We start from the raw sequence: 21,702 nt of genomic DNA, 5'->3' as shown, positions 1-21,702 counted from the left end.
GATGGAACATCGTCAGGTTTACGCGCGGGCCAGCAAGGCAACGACAGTGGCCGCGATGCCTTCCTTGCGGCCCAGATAACCCAAGCCTTCGTTCGTCTTGGCCTTGATGTTGATCTCGGTCTCTGCCAGGCCGAGGTCAGCAGCGATGTTCGTCACCATGGCCGGCGCATGCGGGCCGATCTTGGGGGCTTGTGCATGCAGGGTGGCGTCGATGTTGACGGGCACCCATCCCGCGCGGCGTACCCGCGCCATCGCCTCGCGCAGCAGCACGCGGCTGTCCGCGCCCTTGAACGCGGGGTCCGTGTCGGGGAAGTGGCGGCCGATGTCGCCCAGGCCAGCGGCGCCCAGAAGCGCGTCGGTGATCGCGTGCAGCAGCACGTCCGCATCGGAATGCCCCAGCAGGCCATGCGTGTGCGGGATCGTGACCCCGCCGATGATCAGCGGGCGGCCTTCGACCAGCGCGTGCACGTCAAAGCCCTGCCCGACGCGAAAAGGAATGCTCATAGCCATTTTTCCATCAGTTCGAAATCATCCGGCCACGTCACCTTGAAGTTGCGCAAGGCGCCCGGGACCAGCAACGGCGCGTACCCGGCGGCCTCGAGGGCCGACGCCTCGTCGGTGACGGTCACGCCATTCACGGAGGCCGCCGTCAGCGCATCGCGCAGCACGCCGGCCCGAAACATCTGCGGCGTCTGCGCCAACCACAATCCATTGCGGTCCAGGGTGCGCTCCACCCGCTCGTGCCCGCCCTTGACCGTGTCGGCCACGGGCAACGCCAGCAGGCCGCCCACCGGGTCGGCCAGGCAGGCGTCGATCAGGCGTCGCAGCGCGGCCTCCGGCAGGCCGGGACGGGCCGCGTCATGGACCAGCACCCAGGCATCGTCGGCCACGCCGCTGTCTGCCAGCGCGCCGGCGACGGTATCGGCCCGTGTCGTGCCGCCACAGGCCCGCCACACCGTCCGGGGCAGGCCGGCCAGGGCCGCGTCCACCCACCCGTCGCCCGGCGTCACGGCCACGCGCACCTGGGACACCCGGTCATCGGCCAGCAGCGCGCGCACCGCGTGGCGCAGCATGGGCTGTCCGGCCAATGGACGATACTGTTTGGGCACGGCCTGCGCGCCAGGCTGGCTGGCGCGGGCGCCGACACCCGCGGCGGGAACGATCGCAATGATTGAGTCAGACATGGTGCGGTGATTTTATAATCTTCCGCTTGATGCCTGCTTCCACCCTGATGCCCACCCCCACTTCCCCCGCCACCGCCGCGCCGCCCGTCCCGGCGAACGCCCCTACCCTGTCCGCGCTGAAACCCGGCGCGCGCTATGCGCAGCCCCGCCCTCCGGGCTCGGGAGACGCCTGGCTGCTGGCGGATCTGGCACGGCAGGCGGCCGCGCCGCTGGTCATCCTGACGGCCGAGCCGCTGGAGGCACAGCGCCTGGCGGAAGAGATCCAGCTGTTCGCCCCGGACCTGCGCGTGCGCCAGCTGCCCGACTGGGAAACGTTGCCTTATGACGCGTTTTCGCCACACCAGGACCTGATTTCCCAGCGCCTGCACACGCTGCACTCGCTGATGATGAAGACGGTGGACGTGCTGACGGTGCCGATCACGACCGCGCTGTACCGGCTGGCGCCTCCGTCGTTCCTGGCGGCCTACACGTTCTCGTTCAAGCAGAAAGACAAGCTGAACGAGGCCGCCCTGCGCGCGCAACTGACGCTGGCCAACTACAACCACGTCACCCAGGTGACGGCGCCGGGCGAATTCTGCCTGCGCGGCGGGCTGATCGACCTGTTCCCCATGGGGTCGGCGGTGCCTTACCGGCTGGACCTGTTCGACGACGAGATCGAAACCATCCGCAGTTTCGACGTGGACACGCAGCGCAGCCTGTACCCGGTGCGCGAGGTCCAGCTGCTGCCCGGCCGCGAATTCCCGATGGACGAGGATTCGCGCACCCGGTTCCGCGCGCGCTTTCGTGAAATATTCGAAGGCGACCCGTCCCGCGCCCTGCCCTACAAGGACATCGGCAACGGCATCCCGTTTGCCGGCGTCGAGTACTACCTGCCGCTCTTCTTCGAGGAAACGGCGACGCTCTTCGATTACCTGACGGCCGGGACCGTCACTGTCACGGTCGGCGATATCGACGACGCGATCCAGCGTTTCAATCACGACACGTCCAGCCGCTACGGCTTCCTGAAAAGCGACCGCGAACGCCCGGTGCTGCCGCCGTCCGCGCTGTTCCTGGACAGCGAAACGCTCTACACCCGCCTGAAGGAGTTCCGCCGCCTGTCGCTGACCGCCGGCGAGCCGCATCCCGACTTCCGTGCGGTACCCGACGTGAGCGTGGCGCGCCGTTCCGACGATCCGATCGCCAAGCTGCGCGCGCTGGTGCAAACACGCCAGACCCGCGTGCTGCTGTGTGCGGACTCCGCCGGCCGGCGCGAGACCCTGGTGCAGATGTTGAACGAGTTCGGCGTCACGCCTGACGCGCAACCGGACACCATCGAAGCCTTCCTCGCTTCCGACGCGAATTTCGGCATCGTCGCCGCGCCGCTTGCCACCGGCTTCGGGCTGCCGCAGGCCAATCTGGCCTTCCTGACCGAAAACGACCTGTACCCCGGCCTGGCCAACACCGGCCGCCGCGGCAAGCGCGACCAGGAACGCGCCAGCAACGTCGAAGCCATGGTGCGCGACCTGTCCGAACTGCGTGCCGGCGACCCCGTCGTCCATGCGCAGCACGGCATCGGCCGCTACCACGGTCTGGTCAATATGGACATGGGCGAAGGCGAGATGGAATTCCTCCATCTTGAATACGCCAACGGCAGCACGCTGTACGTGCCCGTCTCGCAGCTACACGTGATCGCCCGCTACAGCGGCGCCGACCCGGAAGCCGCACCGCTGCATCAATTGGGCTCCGGCCAATGGGACAAGGCGCGCCGCAAGGCCGCCAAGCAGGTGCGCGACACCGCGGCTGAGCTCCTGGCGCTGTATGCGCAGCGCGCCGCGCGCGAAGGCTTCGCCTTCAACTTGCCGCTGAACGATTATCAGGCGTTTGCCGAAGGCTTCGGCTTCGAAGAGACGGCCGACCAGGCCGCCGCCATCGAAGCCGTCCTGGCAGACATGACCTCTGGCCGCCCCATGGACCGGCTGGTCTGCGGCGACGTAGGCTTCGGCAAGACCGAAGTGGCGCTGCGCGCGGCCTTCCTGGCGGTGGCCAACGGCAAGCAGGTTGCCCTGCTGTGCCCCACCACCCTGCTGGCCGAACAGCATGCCCAGACCTTCTCGGACCGCTTCGCGGACTGGCCGGTGCGCGTGGTGGAGTTGTCGCGCTTCCGGTCAGCCAAGGAAGTAGCGGCCGCCATCGAAGGCATCAACGACGGCCGGGTCGACATCGTCATCGGCACGCACAAGATCCTGTCCAAAGATGTGAAATTCAAACGTCTGGGACTGGTCATCATCGACGAAGAGCACCGCTTCGGTGTGCGCCAGAAGGAAGCACTGAAGGCGCTGCGCGCCGAAGTCGACGTGCTGACGCTGACCGCCACACCCATCCCGCGCACGCTCGGCATGTCGCTCGAAGGCATCCGCGACTTTTCCGTCATCGCCACCGCGCCGCAGAAGCGCCTGGCGATCAAGACTTTCGTGCGGCGCGAGGACGGCAGCACCCTGCGCGAGGCCCTGTTGCGCGAACTCAAGCGCGGCGGCCAGTGCTACTTCCTGCACAACGAAGTCGAGACCATCCACAACCGCCGCGCGCGCCTGGAAGAGCTGGTACCCGAGGCCCGCATCGCGGTCGCCCACGGCCAGATGCCCGAGCGCGAGCTGGAACAGGTGATGAAAGGCTTCTACCAGCAGCGCTACAACGTGCTGCTGTGCACGACCATCATCGAGACGGGCATCGACGTGCCCAGCGCCAACACCATCGTCATCCACCGTGCCGACCGCTTCGGGCTGGCCCAGCTGCACCAGCTGCGCGGCCGCGTGGGGCGTTCGCACCATCAGGCCTACGCCTACCTGCTGACGCCTGGCGAAGATGCCATCACGACCAACGCCAAGAAGCGCCTGGAAGCGATCCAGGCCATGGAGGAACTGGGCTCTGGCTTCTACCTGGCCATGCACGACCTGGAAATCCGGGGCACGGGCGAAGTGCTTGGCGATTCGCAATCGGGCAACATCCAGGAAGTGGGTTTCTCGATGTACAACGAGATGCTCAACGAAGCCGTCCGCGCCTTGCGCGCGGGCGAAGAACCCGACCTGGACGCGCCTTTCAACCTGGCCTGCGAAGTCAACCTGCATGCGCCCGCGCTGCTGCCTTCGGACTACTGCGCCGACGTGCATGCGCGCCTGGGCATCTACAAGCGCCTGGCCCACGCCGCCGACGAAGACGATCTCATCCACATCCAGGAAGAACTGATCGACCGCTTCGGCAAATTGCCGGAAGCCGCGCAGACGCTGCTGACCACGCACCGCCTGCGCCTGGCCGCGCAACCGCTGGGCATCGTCAAGATCGACGCCAGCGAAACGCAGGCCTTGCTGCAATTCGGCCCCAAAACCACCGTTGATCCGGGCCGGATCATTGAACTTGTGCAACGCCAACGCAACATCAAACTGGCAGGACAGGATAAATTGCGGATTGAGATCAAGGCCGCGCAGATCGCCGCCCGCGCCGACGCCGTGCGCGTCGTGCTGCGCGCCTTGAAGTGAACCCGCCAACCTTCGCAACTTTATGACTACCCATCACCTTGTCGTCCAATCTCCCGGCCTGACCATCGAACACGCGGAACAGCTGGCCGCCCTGGCGCAAGCCCAGGGCGTGGCGCGCATCAGCAACACCGCCGCCCGCCTGCTGGACGTGCAGCACGACGCCCTGACCCGCGCGGAAGTTGTCGCCTGGGCCGAGCGCAACGGCGTGGACGTGGCCTTCCTGCCTGCGGGCCTCAAGTTGTCGCAGTGCAAGGTGCTGGCAATGGACATGGACTCCACGCTGATCAACATCGAGTGCATCGACGAGATCGCGGGTGTGGTGGGCGTGAAAGACAAAGTGTCCGAGATCACCGAAGCCGCCATGCGCGGCGAGATCAAGGACTTCGCGGAAAGCCTGCGCCGCCGGGTCGCGCTGCTCAAAGGCGTGCCGGCCGAAGCGCTAGAACAGGTCTACGTGGAAAAGCTGCGACTGAACCCGGGCGCGGAACGCCTGATCAGTACCGCCCAGGCCGCAGGCATCAAGGTCCTGCTGGTCTCCGGCGGCTTCACCTTCTTCACCGACCGCCTGCGCGAACGGTTAAAGCTCGACAGCGCGCACGCCAACACGCTGGAAATCGACAACGGCCTGCTGACCGGCCAGGTCGTGGGCGACATCCTCGACGCCTCCGCCAAGGCCGTCTACCTGCGCGAGTTTGCCCGCACGCATGGCGCCACGAAAGAGCAGATCATCGCGATGGGCGACGGCGCCAACGACCTTCTGATGCTGGGCGCCGCGGGCTTTCCGGTTGCCTATCACGCCAAGCCGCTGGTGCGCGAGCAGACCCGCTACGCATTGAACGTGACGGGCCTGGATGGCGTACTGAACTGGTTTGAAGGCTGATCGGCCACAGACGGTATCGTCACCATGAAAAAAGCCACCTTGCGGTGGCTTTTCTCGTTGCGGAAGGCGGATCAGTACCGGACCTTCAGCGACAGCAATGCCGCGCGGCCCGTGCCCAGTGCGGCATAGTGCGCCGCGTAGGCCTTGGTGTAGTAGGTTTCGTCGAACAGGTTCAGCACGTTCAACTGCGCCGAGAAGTGCTCGTTGAATTCGTAGCCGGCCATGGCGTCGAAGCGCCAGTACGACGGAACCCAGCGCGCCTTGGGCGTGCCGTCGGCGTTGCTCGAGGCATCCGCATTGCCGAACTGCTTGTCCACGTAATAGGCACCGCCGCCAACCGTCAGCTTGGGCAGCACCTTGTAGGTCGTCCACAGGCTGAAGGCGTTGCGCGGCGTGTTGGGCAGGTCCTGGCCGACGGCGCCGCTGTTGTAGGCGCCCTTGGTCACTTCGCTGTCCATGAAGGTGTAGCCGCCGAACACGTTCCACTTGGGCGTGATGTTGCCCGAGAAGCCCAGTTCGATGCCGCGCACCTTGGCCTCGCCGACTTGCGCCACTTCCGTGGCGGACACGGCTACGCTCGTGTTCTTGCGAATGTCGTGGAACGCCGCTGCCGACAGGGTCAAGCGGTCGTCGAACACCTGCCACTTGGTGCCCAGTTCAACCGTGCGGCTCTTTTCGGGCTCGAGCGACGAGCTCGTGATCGACGCGGCATCGCTGATGGCGCCGGCTGCGATCGCGGAAGGCGTGGACGACGTCCCGTACGTGGCATAGATGGTGCCATTGGGCACGGGCTTGTAGGCCAGGCCAACCTGGTAGTTAAACAGGTTGTCTTCGCGGCTGGTGCTATAGAACGCGGGCGTGGACGCCGGATCGTTACGGCCCTTTGCGATGTTGCTGCCACTGGTGCGGTAGTTGTCCCAGCGCGCACCCAGGCTGGCTTGCCATTGTTCGTTGAACTTGATGGTGTCGAAGCCGTAGAACGCCACCGTGTCCGTGTTGTAGCGGGCGGGGTTGTCGGCGCGGGTCAGGTGGCCGGTATAGTCGGTGCCCGGATCCGGATTCCAAAGGGACGCGCACAAGGCCGGGTTGGACAGGTCGGTCGCACTCACCTTGCACGCCATCGGGCCGTTGGCGATGCTTTGGCTATAGCTGTCCTTGTCCTGCTTGATGTTGCTGTATTCAAAGCCCAGGTCGAACGTGTGCTTCAGGCTGCCGGTATCGAATTCACCCGTCAGGTCCGTCTGGTTGGCAAAGCTCTTGGTGACGTAGTAGCCCGACTTCAACGCGCGGTAGACCAGGCCGTTGGGCACGTTGCCCTTGCTGTCGTCCGGGTTGGTGGCGGCGAAATCGGTCGTGCCGCGGCCATAGCGGGTCACGTTGCGCAGCTGCAGCTTGTCCGAGAAATCGTGCTGGAAATCGACGGTCGCGACATCGTCGCGCGTGCTCATGAAGTCCCGGCCTTTCAGGCCATAGAACGTCTTGCGGCTCACGCCCATCGTCTCCGTCACCGGCTGACCCGTCTTCGGGTCATACGGAATGGAGTAATCCGGCATGCTGTCGTCTTGGTAGTGGTAGTAGCTCAACGTGATGCGGGTCGGCGTGCCAACGCCCAGCATCAGCGACGGCGCCACGCCCCAGCGCTCGAAATTGACGGCATCGTCGCGGCCCGGCACATCGCCCTTGTTGCCCATCACGTTCAGGCGAAACGCTGCCTTGTCGGCCAGGCGCCAGTTGCTGTCGATCGTGGCGCGGTAGTTGTTGTCCGTGCCGATCTGGGCCGTGGCTTCGGTGAAGTCCGTCGCCTTGGGCGCCTTGCTGACCATGTTGATGCTGCCGCCCGCGCCACCGCGGCCGGAATACACCGAGTCGGGGCCCTTGATCACTTCCACCTGTTCCAGGTTGAAGGTGTCGCGCACCTGAGTGCTGGAGTCACGGATGCCGTCCAGGAACAGGCTGCCGGCGGCATTCTGGCCACGGATGATCGGCAGGTCGCCGCCCGGGCGGCCGCCCTCCCCGGCACCGAACGTGATGCCAGGCGAATTGCGCAGGACGTCTTGCAACGTGGACGCCGCCTGGTCCTGGATCACCTGCTTGGGTACGACCTGCACCGTGCGTGGGGTGTCCAGCAGGGGCGCCGTCATCTTTGGCGACGGCACCGTGCTGGTCTGGTAGGAAGACCCTTCGCCTTCCACCCGTACCGGGGCAAGCTGCGTCACGCCCGAATCCGCAGACTGCGCGGCGGCGTAGGGACTGATGAACAGAGCGGGCGCGGCAATCGCGGCGGCCAGCGAGGTAGTGAGCGTATTCAGCGAATACGAATCTTGGGGCTTCAAACCAGCTTCTCCAGAATATGAATAGCAACGATTCTTGTTTTTTTACCGGTTGCGATTTTGATCCTGCCTACTGAATGAAACCTGAATGAAAGCAGTTCCCTCATGCTAAAGATGAAAAAACAACACTTATGGATGCACGTTCGTTATTAATCGTGCTTTATAACGGAACTTAACAGTGACGGATCTCGCAATACGACGGGCCAGATCCGGCACCGCTAGAGGCATGCCTGGAAACGCCGCCAAGCGTTTTTAGCCGCGATCAAGCGCATTTCACGGACCCAAAAGAAAAACGCCCCTGACGGGGCGTTTGGTGGCTTGGCGGGCCTTCAGGTGCGCAAACGAGGATGCCGTTTGAACAAGTAGCGGTACACGAAGCCCGGATAGGCAAGCACCAGGAACAAGCTCAGGGTAATTGCGTAGAACTCCCAGGTTTGGGCAAAGCGGTTGCCCAAGGTGGATTCGAACGCAAACCCCAGCGCGCCGACAATGGCGTAGAACACCAGCACTTCAAGCAGACGCAGCCAGAAAGGCTTGACCGCAGCTTCCCCGCCCTGCTTCCAGGGCAGGACGGCGAACACCCGCTCCGTCAGGAACGGGAGGTTCGCGCTGACCAAAGCCAGCGCAATCAACAGCCATACCGCCAGCGTCTGGTTCATGGCTGGTATCCGCTTACAGGCTCAGCGACGAACGGATGGCCTGGACGCACAGCGCCATCAGGCCGCCCGGCAGCAGGCCCAGCACCAGCATCATGGCACCGTTGATCGACAGCAGGCCACGTTGGCTGCAGGTGGCGGCGATCGGTGCAGCGTTGGCCGCCGGCTCGTCGAAGTACACGACCTTGACGACACGCAGGTAGTAGAACGCGCCGATCAGCGAGAACAGCACCGCGATCACGGCCAGCGTCACGTGGCCGGCGCTGATCAGCGCTTGCAGCACGGCCAGCTTGGCGTAGAAGCCCACCAGCGGCGGAATGCCGGCCAGCGAGAACATCAGCAGCAGCACGATGGCGGCGTGCCACGGGCTACGGCGGTTCAGGCCCTTCAGGTCGTCGATCTGCTCGCACTCAAAGCCCTGGCGCGACAGCAGCAACACGATGCCGAAGCTGGCCAGCGTGGTCAGGACATAGGTCAGCATGTAGAACAGCGACGCGCCGTAGGCGGCGGACGACAGTTCCGGCTTGCCGGCGACGGAACCCGACATCAGGCCCAGCAGCACGAAGCCCATGTGCGAGATGGTCGAGTACGCCAGCATGCGCTTGAAGTTGGTCTGCGCAATGGCGGTCAGGTTGCCGATGGCCAGCGACAGCACGGCCAGGATCATCAGCATCGGCTGCCAGTCGGCGGCCAGGCCATGCAGGCCGTCCACCAGCAGGCGCAGCGTGATGGCGAAGGCCGCCAGCTTGGGCGCGCCGCCCAGGATCAGCGTGACCGCGGTCGGCGAACCCTGGTAGACGTCCGGCACCCACATGTGGAACGGAACCGCACCCAGCTTGAATGCCAGACCCGACACCAGGAACACGATGCCGAACACCAGCGCCATCTTTTCGGCCTTGCCGGCGGCGATGACCTTGGAGATTTCAGCCAGGTCCAGGTGACCCGTGGAGCCGTAGACCATCGACATGCCGTACAGCAGGAAGCCCGAGGCCAGCGCGCCCAGCACGAAGTACTTCATGGCGGCTTCGGTGGCCACGACGTCGTCGCGACGCAGGGCGATCAGCGCGTACAGCGCCAGCGACATCAGTTCCAGGCCAAGGTAGATCGAGATCAGGTTCCCGGAGGAGATCATGACCATCTGGCCCAACAGCGCGAAGAGCGTCAGGACATAGAGTTCACCGCCCTTGAGCATGTCGCGGACCTGCGCATACACGCGGCCGTAGACCAATGTGGCGCCCACGGCGATGTAGGACGCGATCTTCAGCAGGTGCGACAGTTCGTCGGTGACGTACAGCCCGTGGAACGTTGCGCCCGAAACGCCGTTCTTCCATTGCACGGCCGACACGACGGTCAGCACGCCCAAGGCCAGCAGGGTCAGCAGGAACGTCGGCTTGCGCTCAGGGTGATTGCTGACCGCGTCGACGAGCAGGATAGCCAGGCCGAAAACCAGCAGAAGGATTTCCGGTGTCGCCAGGGCGAAATCGATTTGGGATTGCATCATTGTCTTGTCTTACAGTTTCGAGACGGCAACGTGTTGCAGCAGGGCCTCGACCGACACGTGCATCACGTCGGTGAAGGGCTTGGGATAGATCCCCATGTACAACACGGCGATCGCCATCACGCCAAGAATCACAAATTCGCGGCGGTTGATATCGGTCAGTTCGCGCACATGGTCATTGGCGATGTCGCCCAGGACCACGCGCTTGACCATCCACAGCGAATACGAAGCACCCAGGATCAGGGCGGTAGCCGCCAACAGACCGATCCAGAAGTTGTGCTCGACCGCGCCCATGATCACCATGAACTCGCCGACGAAACCGCTGGTGGCCGGCAGGCCGCTGTTGGCCATCGAGAACAGGATGAAGAACGTGGCGAAGCGCGGCATCACGTTGACCACACCGCCGTAATCGGCGATGCGGCGCGAGTGCATGCGGTCGTACAGGACGCCGATACACATGAACATGGCGCCGGACACGAAGCCGTGGGAGATCATCTGCACGATGGCGCCTTCGACGCCGGCCGTGTTGAAGATGAAGAAACCCAGCGTCACGAAACCCATGTGGGCCACGGACGAGTAAGCCACCAGCTTCTTCATGTCTTCCTGGATGATCGCCACCAGGCCGATGTAGATCACCGCGACGAGCGACAGCGTGATCATCAGACCAGCCAGGCTGTGCGAAGCGTCCGGCGTGATCGGCAGCGAGAAGCGCAGGAAACCGTAGGCGCCCAGCTTCAGCATGATCGCAGCCAGCACGATGGAGCCGCCCGTGGGCGCTTCAACGTGAACGTCCGGCAACCACGTGTGGACAGGCCACATCGGCACCTTCACCGCGAAAGCCGCCAGCAGCGCCACGAAGATCAGGATCTGCTCGGTCTGGCCCAGCTTGACCTTGTGCCAGGTCAGGATGTCGAACGAACCACCCGAGGCGTGCCACAGGTAGATGAACGCGATCAGGGTCAACAGAGAGCCCATCAGCGTGTACAGGAAGAACTTGAACGCTGCGTAGATACGGTTATCGCCGCCCCACGCACCGATGATGATGTACATCGGGATCAGCGTGGCTTCGAAGAACACGTAGAACAGCATGCCGTCCAGCGCAACGAACACGCCCACCATCAGACCCGACAGGATCAGGAAGGCGGCCATGTACTGCGCCACGCGGCTGGTGATGACTTCCCAGCCGGCCAGCACCACGATGATGGTGATGAATGCGGTCAGGAGGACGAACCACAGCGAAATGCCGTCGATGCCCAGGTGGTAGTTGACGTTGAAGGCTTCAATCCACGAAGCCTTCTCCACGAACTGCATGGCGGCCGTGGTGTTGTCAAAACCGGTGTAGAGCGGAATCGTGACGAGGAAACCGGCAACGGCGCCGGCGAGCGACAGGCCGCGCGTCAGACCGGGACGGTCGTCACGGCCCACCGCCAGCACCAGCAGGCCGAATACGATCGGGACAAAGATCGCAAGCGTGAGCCAGGGGAAAGTGTTGGATGCCATCTCGCTTGCCATCATTGGGGAATCAGCACAAAGAAAGTCACCAGCGCCATGATGCCGATGATCATCGCGAACGCGTAGTGATAGATGAAGCCGGACTGCAGGTGGCGGCTGACCGCAGCCACCCAGCCCACCACGCGGGCGCTACCGTTGACCAGCAAACCGTCGATGATGCCGCGGTCGCCGGTATTCCACAGGCCACGGCCCAGGGCGCGCATGCCGCGAGCGATGATCTGCTCGTTGACCCAGTCCACGTAGTACTTGTTCTCAAGCACCTTGTTCACGCCAGACAGGCTGGACTTGATCGCGGCCGGAACCTTGGGGTTGATCAGGTAGCAGTACCAGGCGATGACGAAACCTGCCACGACCAGCCAGAACGGCAGGGTCTGGAAGGCATGCAGGCCATAGGCGACCCAGCCGTGCCACTCTTCGTTCAGTTCGTGCATGGCCGGATGCTGCGGCAGCACCGTGATCACGCCGTTGAAGAACTTGCCGAACAGCATCGGGTCGACCGCCCAGGCGCCAACCAGCACCGACGGAATCGCCAGCAGGATCAGCGGCAGCGTGACCACCCAGGGCGACTCATGGGGCTTGCCGCCATGATGGCCGTGGCCGTGATCGTCGTGACCGTGGTCATCATGAGCATGGTCGTCGTGACCATGGCCGTGGCCGTGGTCGCTGGTGTCGAAGCGTTCCTTGCCGTGGAAGACCAGGAAGTACACGCGGAACGAGTACAGCGAGGTCACGAACACACCGATCAGCACGGCATAGTACGCGAAGCTTGCGCCCCAGACGTTAGCGTGGCCGGCGGCTTCGATGATGTTTTCCTTCGAGTAGAAACCCGAGAAAAACGGCGTGCCGACCAGGGCCAGCGTGCCCAGCAGGAAGGTGATCCAGGTGATGGGCATGTACTTGCGCAGGCCGCCCATGTTGCGGATGTCCTGGTCGTGGTGCATGCCGATGATGACCGAACCCGCGCCCAGGAACAGCAGCGCCTTGAAGAACGCGTGGGTCATCAGGTGGAAGATCGCCACCGAGTAGGCCGATGCGCCGAGCGCAACCGTCATGTAACCCAGCTGCGACAGCGTGGAGTACGCGACGACGCGCTTGATGTCGGTCTGGATGATGCCCAGGATGCCCAGGAACAATGCGCCGATGGCGCCGATCACAATGATGAACGACAGCGCCACGTCCGACAGTTCAAACAGCGGCGAAAAGCGCGCGACCATGAAGATGCCGGCCGTCACCATGGTGGCGGCGTGGATCAGCGCGGAGATCGGGGTCGGGCCTTCCATCGAGTCGGGCAGCCAGGCGTGCAGGGGGACCTGCGCCGACTTGCCCATGGCGCCGATGAACAGGCAGATACACGCCACCGTCAGCAGCATCCAGTCCGAGCCCGGCAGCGTCATCGCGGCCAGCTTGTCGGCTTGGGCGAACACTTCGCCGTAGTGCATCGTGCCGGCGTACGCGAACAACAGGCCGATGCCCAGCACGAAGCCGAAGTCGCCGACGCGGTTGATCAGGAACGCCTTCATGTTGGCGAAGATGGCCGTCGGGCGGGTGTACCAGAAACCGATCAGCAGGTACGAGACCAGGCCCACCGCTTCCCAGCCGAAGAACAGCTGCACCATGTTGTTCGACATCACCAGCATCAGCATGGAGAACGTGAACAGCGAGATGTACGAGAAGAAGCGCTGGTAGCCGGGATCATCCGCCATGTAGCCGATGGTGTAGATGTGCACCATCAGCGACACGGAGGTCACCACGACCATCATCATGGCCGACAGCGGATCGATCAGGAAGCCGATTTCCAGCTTGGTCTGGCCGATGAGGCTCCAGGTGTAGACCGCGCCGTCAAAGCGCAGGCCGTTCAGCACGTCGGCCAGCACCACCACCGAACCGATGGCGGAGATGAGCACGCCCAGGATGGTGATGACGTGCGAGGCGCGACGGCCGATCGGACGGCCCAGGAAGCCGGTGCCGAAAAGGCCCGCGAGAATTGCTCCGGCCAGCGGTGCCAGCGCGATGAGCAAGTAGAGATTGGGTGAGCTAGACATTTTCTTCCAATACCCCGTCAGCCCTTCAGGCGATCGAGTTCGTCAACGTTGATCGTGTTCAGGTTGCGGAACAGCAGCACCAGGATGGCCAGGCCGATCGCCGCTTCAGCGGCGGCCACGGTCAGGATGAAGAACACGAACACCTGGCCGGCGGTGTCGCCGAACCAGCTGGAGAACGCCACGAAGTTCATGTTGACGGCCAGGAGCACGAGCTCGATGGACATCAAGAGAATGATCAGGTTGCGGCGGTTCAGGAAGATGCCGAAGATCCCGATGGCGAACAGGATCGCCCCGAGGATCAGATAGTGGGCCAGCGTCAGCGTCATTCTTTTTCTCCTTGGGGCGCAGCGGCAACACCGTTCGCGGCGTCGCGCTTGGCCTGGGCACGGTCGCTCTGGGCGGGCATGTCCACCATGCGGAAACGATCCTTCGAACGAACGCGCACAGCGGCCACCGGGTCGTTGTACTTCACGTCGCGGCGGCGGCGCAGGGTCAGCGCGATCGCGGCGACCATACCCACCAGCAGCAGCGCGGCGCCGACTTCAATGGCGTAGACGTACTGCGTGTACATCACTTCGCCCAGCGCGCGGGCGTTGTTGTAGTCGCCGGCGACCGGGGCTTGCGGACCCGAGCCGTACCAGGTGGAACCCAGCACGAACGACATTTCCAGCACCAGCACCAGACCGATCACCAGGCCCAAAGGCAGGTAGGTCTTCATGCCCTGGCGCATGGTGTCCATGCGGATATCCAGCATCATCACGACGAACAGGAAGAGCACCATCACGGCGCCCACGTACACCAGCACCAGCAGCAGCGCCAGGAATTCGGCGCCCAACAACATCCACAGCATGGCGGCGTTGGAGAACGCCAGGATCAAGTGCAGAACAGCGGTGACCGGACTGCGCGCGGTGATCACGCGGAACGCCGCGATCACCAGCACGGCGGCCAGTATGTAGAAAAGGACAGTGGTAAAAGTCATGGATCAGACCCTGGGCTTCAACGGTAAGGAGCGTCGTCGGCCCGGCGGCGGGCGATGTCGGCTTCGTAGCGGTCGCCCACGGCGAGCAGCATGTCTTTGGTGAAATACAGGTCGCCGCGCTTTTCACCGTGGTATTCGTGGATATGGGTTTCCACGATCGAGTCCACGGGGCAGCTTTCCTCACAGAAGCCGCAGAAAATGCACTTGGTCAGATCGATGTCGTAACGCGTGGTGCGGCGGGAGCCGTCATCACGCTGTTCCGATTCAATGGTGATCGCCAAGGCCGGGCACACGGCTTCGCACAGCTTGCACGCGATGCAGCGCTCTTCCCCGTTGGGGTAGCGGCGCAATGCGTGCAGGCCGCGGAAACGCGCCGACGTAGGCGTCTTTTCCTGCGGATAACGCAAGGTGACCTTGCGCTTGAAAAAGTACTTGCCCGTCAGGCGCATGCCCTTGAGCAACTCGGTCAGCATCAGACTGCCGAAGAAATCTTTGATCGCTTCCATATCCTGCCTCTGCCTGGCGGCTTAGCGCCAAATGTTCCAGGGCGTCTGCATCCAGATCGCCACCACGACCAGCCAAACGCCGGTCAGCGGGATGAAGATTTTCCAACCCAAACGCATGATCTGGTCATAGCGGTAACGCGGGAACGACGCCCGGAACCACACGAACAACGAGACCACGACGAACGTTTTCAGACCCAGCCAGATCCAGCCCGGGATCCAGGTCAGCGGCGCAATGTCGATCGGGGAAGCCCAGCCGCCCAGGAACATGATCGACGCCATGCAGGACAGCAGGATCATGTTGGCGTATTCACCCAGGAAGAACAGGGCGAAGGCCATACCCGAATACTCGACCATGTGGCCGGCCACGATTTCCGATTCGCCTTCCACCACGTCGAACGGGTGGCGGTTGGTTTCGGCGACGATGGCGACGACGTAGATCACGAACAGCGGCAACAGCGGCAGCCAGTTCCACGACAGGAACGTCAGGCCCTTGTCGGCAAACCAGCCGCGGTTCTGGACGTTGACGATCTCGGACATATTCAGGCTGCCCGACACCAGCAGCACCGTCACCAGCACGAAGCCGATGGCCAGTTCGTACGACAGCATCTGCGCCGAGGCGCGCAAGGCGCCCAGGAACGCGTACTTGGAGTTCGAGGCCCAGCCCGCCACGATCACGCCATACACCCCGATGGACGTGATGGCCATGATGTACAGCAGGCCGGCGTTGACGTTGGCCAGCACGACTTCAGGACCGAAGGGCACGACGGCCCAGGCGGCCAGCGCGGGCATCAGCGTGACCACGGGGGCCACGACGAACAGCACCTTGTTGGCCTGGCTGGGGACGACGACTTCCTTCGTCAACAGCTTGAACACGTCGGCAAACGGTTGCAGCAACCCCTTGAAACCCACGCGGTTCGGGCCCACGCGCACGTGCATGGCGCCGATCATCTTGCGTTCCCAGTACGTCAGGTACGCGACGCACAGAATGATCGGCACGGCGATGATCACAATCTTGATGAGGGTCCAGAGGACCATCCAGACCGTCGGGCCCAGCAATGCCTGCCCGTGGCTCTCAAGAACATTAAGCCATTCCATCAGGCACGCTCCACGCTGAGTTGACCGAATGCGCCACCCAGGGCTGCGGTGTTTTCAAAGGCTGCGGAAATGCGCACGGCGCGATCGGCCACGGCATCATCCTGCACGGTTTCGAGTTCGACGGCGCCTTGCGCACCCGCGACGCGCACCTTCACGCCGGCCGTCAGGCCGAGGCTGGCGAGGGTGCGGCCGTTCATGGCGGCAGCCGGCTTCTTCGAGGCCGGGGACGCTTGCAGCGGCTCCGAACGGCGGACCATGGCGTCGGTGCGGTAGATCGGCACGTCAGCCACGCGTTCCAGGCCGCTTGCGGTTTGGCCCAGGCCCAACGGCGCCTTGACGTCGTTGGACAAGCGGCCTTCGATGCCGCCGGCCAGCGCGGCGTCGCGCACGGATTCGGAGGTCTCGTCGTCAAAGCCAGCCAGGTGCAGGACGTTGCCCAGCACGCGCAGGACCTTCCAGCCCGGGCGCGTCTGGCCCAACGGCGTGACCGTGCCCTTGAAGCTCTGGGCCAGGCCTTGCGCGTTGACGAACGTACCCGAGGTTTCGGTGAACGGCGACACCGGCAGCATGACGTCGGCCCACTCGGCGGCAGCCGAGCGGTACGGCGTCAGGGCGACGGCAAACTGCGCGCCACGCAGCGCGGCGATGGCTTGCTGGCCGTTGTCGGCATCCAGCAGCGGCTCGGCGTGCAGCACGACGTAGGCCTTCAGCGGCTCGGCCAACATGGCGGCGGCGGTCTTGCCGCCCTTGCCCGGAACGGCGCCGGCCAGGTAACCGCCGACGGTATTGCCGCCGGAGGTCAGGAAGCCGAACTTGCCGCCGGCCAGGTCAGCCACGGCGCGGCCGTTGGCGGCCAGCGTCGAAGCCTGGGCGCTGGCGACAGCCAGGTTGCCCATCAGCACGGCGGTGTTGGCGCCGGAAGCCAGGCTCGCGGCAATGATCTTGGCGTTCTCGCCCGGGGTGACCGAGGCGAATTCGGCCGGCACGGCTTGTTCGCGGGTTTGCGCCAGGGCAACGGCCACTTCGGCCAGCGCGCGCGGCAGTTCGGACGGTGCAACGGTGATGCGGGCGGCGACGGGCATCAGAGGATCGTCAGCGGCGCTGTCGACCATCAGGATCTGCGTACCGCGCTTGGCCGCCTGGCGCAGGCGTTGCGCCATCAGCGGATGGTCCTTGCGCAGGAACGAGCCGACGACCAGGACGCGGTCCAGGTTGTCGAGTTCGGCGATGGGCATGCCCAGCCACGGTGCGCCGGTCAAAGCGGCGTCGAACGCCGGATCGGTCTGGCGCAGGCGGAAGTCGATGTTCTCGGAGCCCAGCGCGCGGACCAGGCGGCCCAGCAGCGCATATTCTTCGGTGGTGGCGTATTCCGACGCCAGCGCGCCGATCTGGCCGGCGCCGAAGCTGTCACGCACACGCGACAGGCCTTGGGCCACGGCTTGCAGCGCGTCGGCCCACGAGGCTTCCTGCCACTTGCCGTCCGTGCCCTTGATCATCGGGGCGGACAGGCGGTCGTCGCTGTTCAAGCCTTCGTACGAGAAGCGGTCGCGGTCGCTGATCCAGCATTCGTTGACGGCTTCGTCTTCGAACGGAACCACGCGCATCACGCGGTCGCCCTTGACCTGGACCACCAGGTTGGCGCCCAGGCTGTCGTGCGGGCTGACCGAACGGCGGCGAGCCAGTTCCCAGGTGCGGGCGCTGTAGCGGAAGGGCTTGGAGGTCAGCGCGCCCACCGGACAGATGTCGATCATGTTGCCCGACAGTTCGGACTCGATCGAGCGGCCCACGAAGGTCGTGATCTCAGAGTGTTCGCCACGGCCCAGCATGCCGAGCTCCATGACGCCGGCGATTTCCTGGCCGAAGCGCACGCAGCGGGTGCAGTGGATGCAGCGGCTCATTTCCTCGGCGGAAACCAGCGGACCCAGGTCCTTGTGGAAAACGACGCGCTTTTCCTCTTGGTAACGCGAGGACGAGCCACCGTAGCCCACGGCCAGATCCTGCAGCTGGCATTCGCCGCCCTGATCGCAGATCGGGCAGTCGAGCGGGTGATTGATGAGCAAGAATTCCATCACCGACTTCTGAGCGGCGCGAGCCTTCTCAGAGCAGGTGTGGACGACCATGCCGTTGGTCACGGGCGTGGCGCAGGCGGGCAGCGCCTTGGGCGCTTTTTCCACTTCAACCAGGCACATCCGGCAGTTGGCCGCGATGGACAGTTTCTTGTGGTAGCAGAAATGCGGCACGTAAAGCCCGACTTTCTGAGCGGCATGCATGACCATGCTGCCTTCGGGCACTTCGACCTGATTGCCGTCGACGGTTAGTTCAACCATTGCTGTTCCTGAGACCTACAGATATTGCGGGACCACACAAGACTTATGCTCGATGTGGTGCGCGAATTCGTCGCGAAAATGCTTGAGGAAGCCACGGACGGGCATGGCGGCGGCGTCACCCAGGGCGCAGATGGTGCGGCCCATGATGTTGCCTGCCACGTTGTCCAGCAAGTCCAGATCTTCCGGACGGCCGTGACCGTTTTCGATGCGATGCACCATGCGATAGAGCCAGCCGGTGCCTTCGCGGCACGGCGTGCACTGGCCGCAGCTTTCCTCGAAATAGAAGTACGACAGGCGCAAGAGCGACTTCACCATGCAGCGCGTTTCGTCCATGACGATCACAGCGCCAGAACCGAGCATCGAGCCGGCCTTGGCGATGGAGTCATAGTCCATCGTGCATTCCATGATGATGTCGGCCGGCAGCACCGGGGCGCTGGATCCGCCAGGGATCACGGCCTTCAGCTTCTTGCCGCCGCGCATGCCGCCTGCCAGTTCGAGCAGCGTCGAGAACGGGGTGCCCAGCGGGATCTCGTAGTTGCCGGGACGTTCGACGTCGCCGGTGATCGAGAACAGCTTGGTGCCGCCGTTGTTCGGCTTGCCGACTTCCAGGTAGGCCTGGCCGCTGTTGCGGATGATCCACGGCACCGCCGCGAACGTTTCGGTGTTGTTGATCGTGGTGGGCTTGCCGTACAGGCCGAAGCTGGCCGGGAACGGCGGCTTGAAGCGCGGTTGGCCCTTCTTGCCTTCCAGCGATTCCAGCAGCGCGGTTTCTTCGCCGCAGATGTAGGCGCCGTAGCCGTGGAACGCGTGCAGCTGGAAGCTGAAATCCGAACCCAGCAGCTTGTCGCCCAGGAAGCCGGCGGCGCGCGCCTCTTCCAGCGCTTCTTCGAAGCGCTCGTAGACTTCGAAGATTTCGCCGTGGATGTAGTTGTAGCCGACGCTGATGCCCATGGCGTAGGCCGCGATCGCCATACCTTCAATCACGATGTGCGGATTGAAGCGCAGGATGTCGCGGTCCTTGAACGTGCCCGGTTCGCCTTCGTCCGAGTTGCAGACGAGGTACTTCTGGCCGGGGAAGGCGCGCGGCATGAAGCTCCACTTCAGGCCGGTCGGGAAGCCCGCGCCGCCACGGCCGCGCAGACCCGACGCCTTGACTTCGGCGATCACGTCTTCCGGCTTCAGGCCAGTGGTGAGGATCTTCTTCAGGGCTTCGTAGCCGCCGCGCTTGACGTAGTCGGCCAGGCGCCAATTCTCGCCGTCGACGTCCGCCATGATCTGCGGCTGGATGTGCCGGCCGTGCAGGCACATCGAGTTGGACACGTCGTTCAGCGGGTTGGGATCCAACCCTTGCGCGAACTGCTTATACAGGTCGGGCGCGTTCATGCCGACTCTCCTTGCACCTTGAGGGCCGCGACCAGCGCGTCCAGCTTCTCGTCGGTCATGCGCACGCACATATGCTTGTTGTTCACGATCAGCACGGGGGAATCGCCGCAAGCGCCCATGCATTCGCCTTCAACCAGCGTGAACTGGCCGTCGGCGGTGGTTTGACGGTAGTCGACACCCAGCTTGCGCTTGAGGTATTCGCCGGCACGGTCGCCATCGCGCAAGGCACAGGGCAAGTTGGTGCAGACGGCGATCTTGTTCTTGCCGACGGGCTTGACGTCGAACATGTTGTAGAACGTGGCGACTTCCTGCACCGCAATGGGCGGGACGCCAATGTAATTGGCCACATCTTCAATAGTTTCGGTAGCCAACCAGCCCTTCTCTTCTTGCGCAATGGCAAGCGAGGCCATGATGGCGGACTGCCGCTGGTCGGCCGGGAACTTCGCGAGTTCTCGGTCGATTTTCTGGTAGGCCTGTTCGGAAAGCAGCATAGTTTGAATCCGGGTTATGCGGGCGAGCTCGTGACTGTCTGGGCGGATCAGCGATCGATCTCGCCGAAAACGATGTCCTGCGTACCAATGATGGTGACGGCGTCGGCGATCATGTGACCGCGCGACATTTCGTCCAGCGCTTGCAGGTGGACAAAGCCGGGGGCCCGAATCTTCAGGCGGTAAGGCTTGTTGGCGCCATCCGACACCAGATAGATGCCGAATTCGCCCTTGGGGTGCTCCACCGAGGCAAACGCCTCGCCCGGGGGCACATGGAAACCTTCGGTGAAGAGCTTGAAATGGTGAATCAGCTCTTCCATGTTGGTCTTCATGGCGGTGCGCTTGGGCGGGGCGATCTTGTGATTCTCGATCATGACCGGACCCGGGTTGTTGCGCAGCCATTCCACGCACTGGCGGATGATGCGATTGCTTTCACGCATTTCAGCGATGCGGACCAGGTAGCGGTCGTAGCAGTCGCCGTTGACACCCACGGGGATGTCGAAATCGAGCAGATCGTAGACTTCATAGGGCTGCGTCTTGCGCAAGTCCCAGGCTACGCCCGAGCCACGCAGCATCGGGCCGGTGAAGCCCAGCGCCTTGGCGCGGTCGGGATCGACCACGCCGATGCCCACCAGACGCTGCTTCCAGATGCGGTTGTCGGTGAGCAGCGTTTCGTACTCGTCGACGCAGGCCGGGAAGCGGTTGGTGAAATCTTCGATGAAGTCCAGGAGCGAGCCCGAACGCGCGTCATTCATGATGCGCATTTCTTTGTCGCCACGGTACTTGCTGGTGTCGCCGTACTGCGGCATCGTGTCCGGCAGGTCGCGGTAGACGCCGCCCGGACGGTAGTAGGCCGCGTGCATGCGAGCGCCCGAGACGGCTTCGTAGCAGTCCATCAGGTCTTCGCGTTCACGGAACGCGTACAGGAACACCGCCATGGCGCCCACGTCCAGCGCGTGCGAACCCAGGGACATCAGGTGGTTCAAGAGACGCGTGATCTCATCGAACATGACACGGATGTACTGGGCGCGCAGCGGAGCTTCGACGCCCAGCAGCTTTTCAATGGCCATGACGTAGGCGTGCTCGTTGCACATCATGGACACGTAGTCCAGGCGGTCCATGTAGGGCAGCGCCTGGATGTAGGTCTTGTGCTCGGCCAGCTTTTCGGTGGCGCGGTGCAACAGGCCGATGTGCGGGTCGGCACGCTGGATGACTTCGCCGTCCAGTTCCAGCACCAGGCGCAACACACCGTGCGCGGCCGGATGCTGAGGACCGAAGTTGAGCGTGTAGTTCTTGATTTCTGCCATGAT

At 63.8% G+C, this 21,702-nt stretch carries 17 protein-coding genes; 2 read left to right on the top strand and 15 right to left on the bottom strand.

Annotated elements, in window-relative coordinates; genetic code table 11:
- Window positions 1–18: 18 nt before the first annotated feature.
- Both ispF and ispD read right to left on the bottom strand, forming a co-directional pair.
- Window positions 19–504, bottom strand: a complete 486-nt coding sequence (ispF, locus tag AC3WMU_RS21410; RefSeq protein WP_006223768.1) for a 2-C-methyl-D-erythritol 2,4-cyclodiphosphate synthase — start codon at window positions 502–504, stop codon at window positions 19–21.
- A complete protein-coding gene (gene ispD / locus AC3WMU_RS21405; RefSeq protein ID WP_006223767.1) occupies window positions 501–1,184 on the bottom strand; it encodes a 2-C-methyl-D-erythritol 4-phosphate cytidylyltransferase in 684 nt (227 codons plus the stop codon). Before ispD ends, ispF begins: the two co-directional genes overlap by 4 nt.
- A 47-nt stretch (window positions 1,185–1,231) precedes the next feature.
- Between ispD and mfd the strand changes: the two genes are divergently transcribed.
- Together mfd and serB are read left to right on the top strand one after the other, a co-directional pair.
- Window positions 1,232–4,696 (top strand): transcription-repair coupling factor, encoded by a 3,465-nt coding sequence (mfd, locus tag AC3WMU_RS21400; RefSeq protein ID WP_035212819.1) that lies wholly within the window; start codon window positions 1,232–1,234, stop codon window positions 4,694–4,696.
- A 22-nt stretch (window positions 4,697–4,718) separates the two neighbouring features.
- A complete protein-coding gene (gene serB, locus AC3WMU_RS21395) occupies window positions 4,719–5,576 on the top strand; it encodes a phosphoserine phosphatase SerB (RefSeq protein ID WP_088587948.1) in 858 nt (285 codons plus the stop codon).
- 71 nt (window positions 5,577–5,647) lie between these two features.
- On the opposite strand, the gene AC3WMU_RS21390 is transcribed toward serB, so the two are convergent.
- The 13 genes from AC3WMU_RS21390 to AC3WMU_RS21330 all read right to left on the bottom strand — a co-directional run bounded on the left by AC3WMU_RS21390 (window position 5,648) and on the right by AC3WMU_RS21330 (window position 21,699).
- Window positions 5,648–7,909 carry a TonB-dependent receptor gene (locus AC3WMU_RS21390; protein ID WP_006223764.1) on the bottom strand — a complete coding sequence of 754 codons (2,262 nt, stop codon included), beginning with the start codon at window positions 7,907–7,909 and terminating at the stop codon, window positions 5,648–5,650.
- Between the two features lie 326 nt (window positions 7,910–8,235).
- Window positions 8,236–8,565: a DUF2818 family protein gene (locus AC3WMU_RS21385; RefSeq protein WP_006223763.1), complete on the bottom strand. Its 330-nt coding sequence runs from the start codon at window positions 8,563–8,565 to the stop codon at window positions 8,236–8,238.
- 13 nt (window positions 8,566–8,578) lie between these two features.
- Window positions 8,579–10,063: an NADH-quinone oxidoreductase subunit NuoN gene (gene nuoN, locus AC3WMU_RS21380; protein ID WP_035212774.1), complete on the bottom strand. Its 1,485-nt coding sequence runs from the start codon at window positions 10,061–10,063 to the stop codon at window positions 8,579–8,581.
- 9 nt (window positions 10,064–10,072) lie between these two features.
- Window positions 10,073–11,575 carry an NADH-quinone oxidoreductase subunit M gene (locus tag AC3WMU_RS21375; protein ID WP_427939747.1) on the bottom strand — a complete coding sequence of 501 codons (1,503 nt, stop codon included), beginning with the start codon at window positions 11,573–11,575 and terminating at the stop codon, window positions 10,073–10,075.
- Window positions 11,572–13,614, bottom strand: a complete 2,043-nt coding sequence (nuoL, locus tag AC3WMU_RS21370) for an NADH-quinone oxidoreductase subunit L (RefSeq protein WP_006223760.1) — start codon at window positions 13,612–13,614, stop codon at window positions 11,572–11,574. Before nuoL ends, AC3WMU_RS21375 begins: the two co-directional genes overlap by 4 nt.
- A gap of 17 nt (window positions 13,615–13,631) precedes the next feature.
- Window positions 13,632–13,940 (bottom strand): NADH-quinone oxidoreductase subunit NuoK, encoded by a 309-nt coding sequence (gene nuoK, locus AC3WMU_RS21365; protein ID WP_006217969.1) that lies wholly within the window; start codon window positions 13,938–13,940, stop codon window positions 13,632–13,634.
- The gene (locus AC3WMU_RS21360; protein ID WP_006223759.1) at window positions 13,937–14,593 is read right to left on the bottom strand and encodes an NADH-quinone oxidoreductase subunit J; all 657 of its coding nucleotides are present in this window, start codon (window positions 14,591–14,593) and stop codon (window positions 13,937–13,939) included. The genes nuoK and AC3WMU_RS21360 overlap by 4 nt, the downstream gene beginning before the upstream one ends.
- A gap of 17 nt (window positions 14,594–14,610) precedes the next feature.
- The gene (gene nuoI, locus AC3WMU_RS21355; RefSeq protein ID WP_006223758.1) at window positions 14,611–15,099 is read right to left on the bottom strand and encodes an NADH-quinone oxidoreductase subunit NuoI; all 489 of its coding nucleotides are present in this window, start codon (window positions 15,097–15,099) and stop codon (window positions 14,611–14,613) included.
- Between the two features lie 21 nt (window positions 15,100–15,120).
- A complete protein-coding gene (nuoH, locus tag AC3WMU_RS21350) occupies window positions 15,121–16,194 on the bottom strand; it encodes an NADH-quinone oxidoreductase subunit NuoH (protein ID WP_006223757.1) in 1,074 nt (357 codons plus the stop codon).
- On the bottom strand, window positions 16,194–18,521 hold the full coding sequence (nuoG, locus tag AC3WMU_RS21345) for an NADH-quinone oxidoreductase subunit NuoG (protein WP_006223756.1): 2,328 nt from the start codon (window positions 18,519–18,521) through the stop codon (window positions 16,194–16,196). The genes nuoH and nuoG overlap by 1 nt, the downstream gene beginning before the upstream one ends.
- A 15-nt stretch (window positions 18,522–18,536) precedes the next feature.
- On the bottom strand, window positions 18,537–19,904 hold the full coding sequence (gene nuoF / locus AC3WMU_RS21340) for an NADH-quinone oxidoreductase subunit NuoF (protein ID WP_006223755.1): 1,368 nt from the start codon (window positions 19,902–19,904) through the stop codon (window positions 18,537–18,539).
- Entirely contained in the window at window positions 19,901–20,395 is a 495-nt protein-coding gene (gene nuoE, locus AC3WMU_RS21335; protein ID WP_006217963.1) for an NADH-quinone oxidoreductase subunit NuoE, read from the bottom strand. The genes nuoF and nuoE overlap by 4 nt, the downstream gene beginning before the upstream one ends.
- A 47-nt stretch (window positions 20,396–20,442) precedes the next feature.
- A complete protein-coding gene (locus tag AC3WMU_RS21330) occupies window positions 20,443–21,699 on the bottom strand; it encodes an NADH-quinone oxidoreductase subunit D (RefSeq protein WP_280025679.1) in 1,257 nt (418 codons plus the stop codon).
- Window positions 21,700–21,702: the final 3 nt, after the last annotated feature.

Source organism: Achromobacter sp. FW305-C-13, assembly GCF_058783475.1.
The sequence above is the reverse complement of the archived record's forward strand: the minus strand, read 5'-3'. Positions and strand labels throughout refer to the sequence as shown.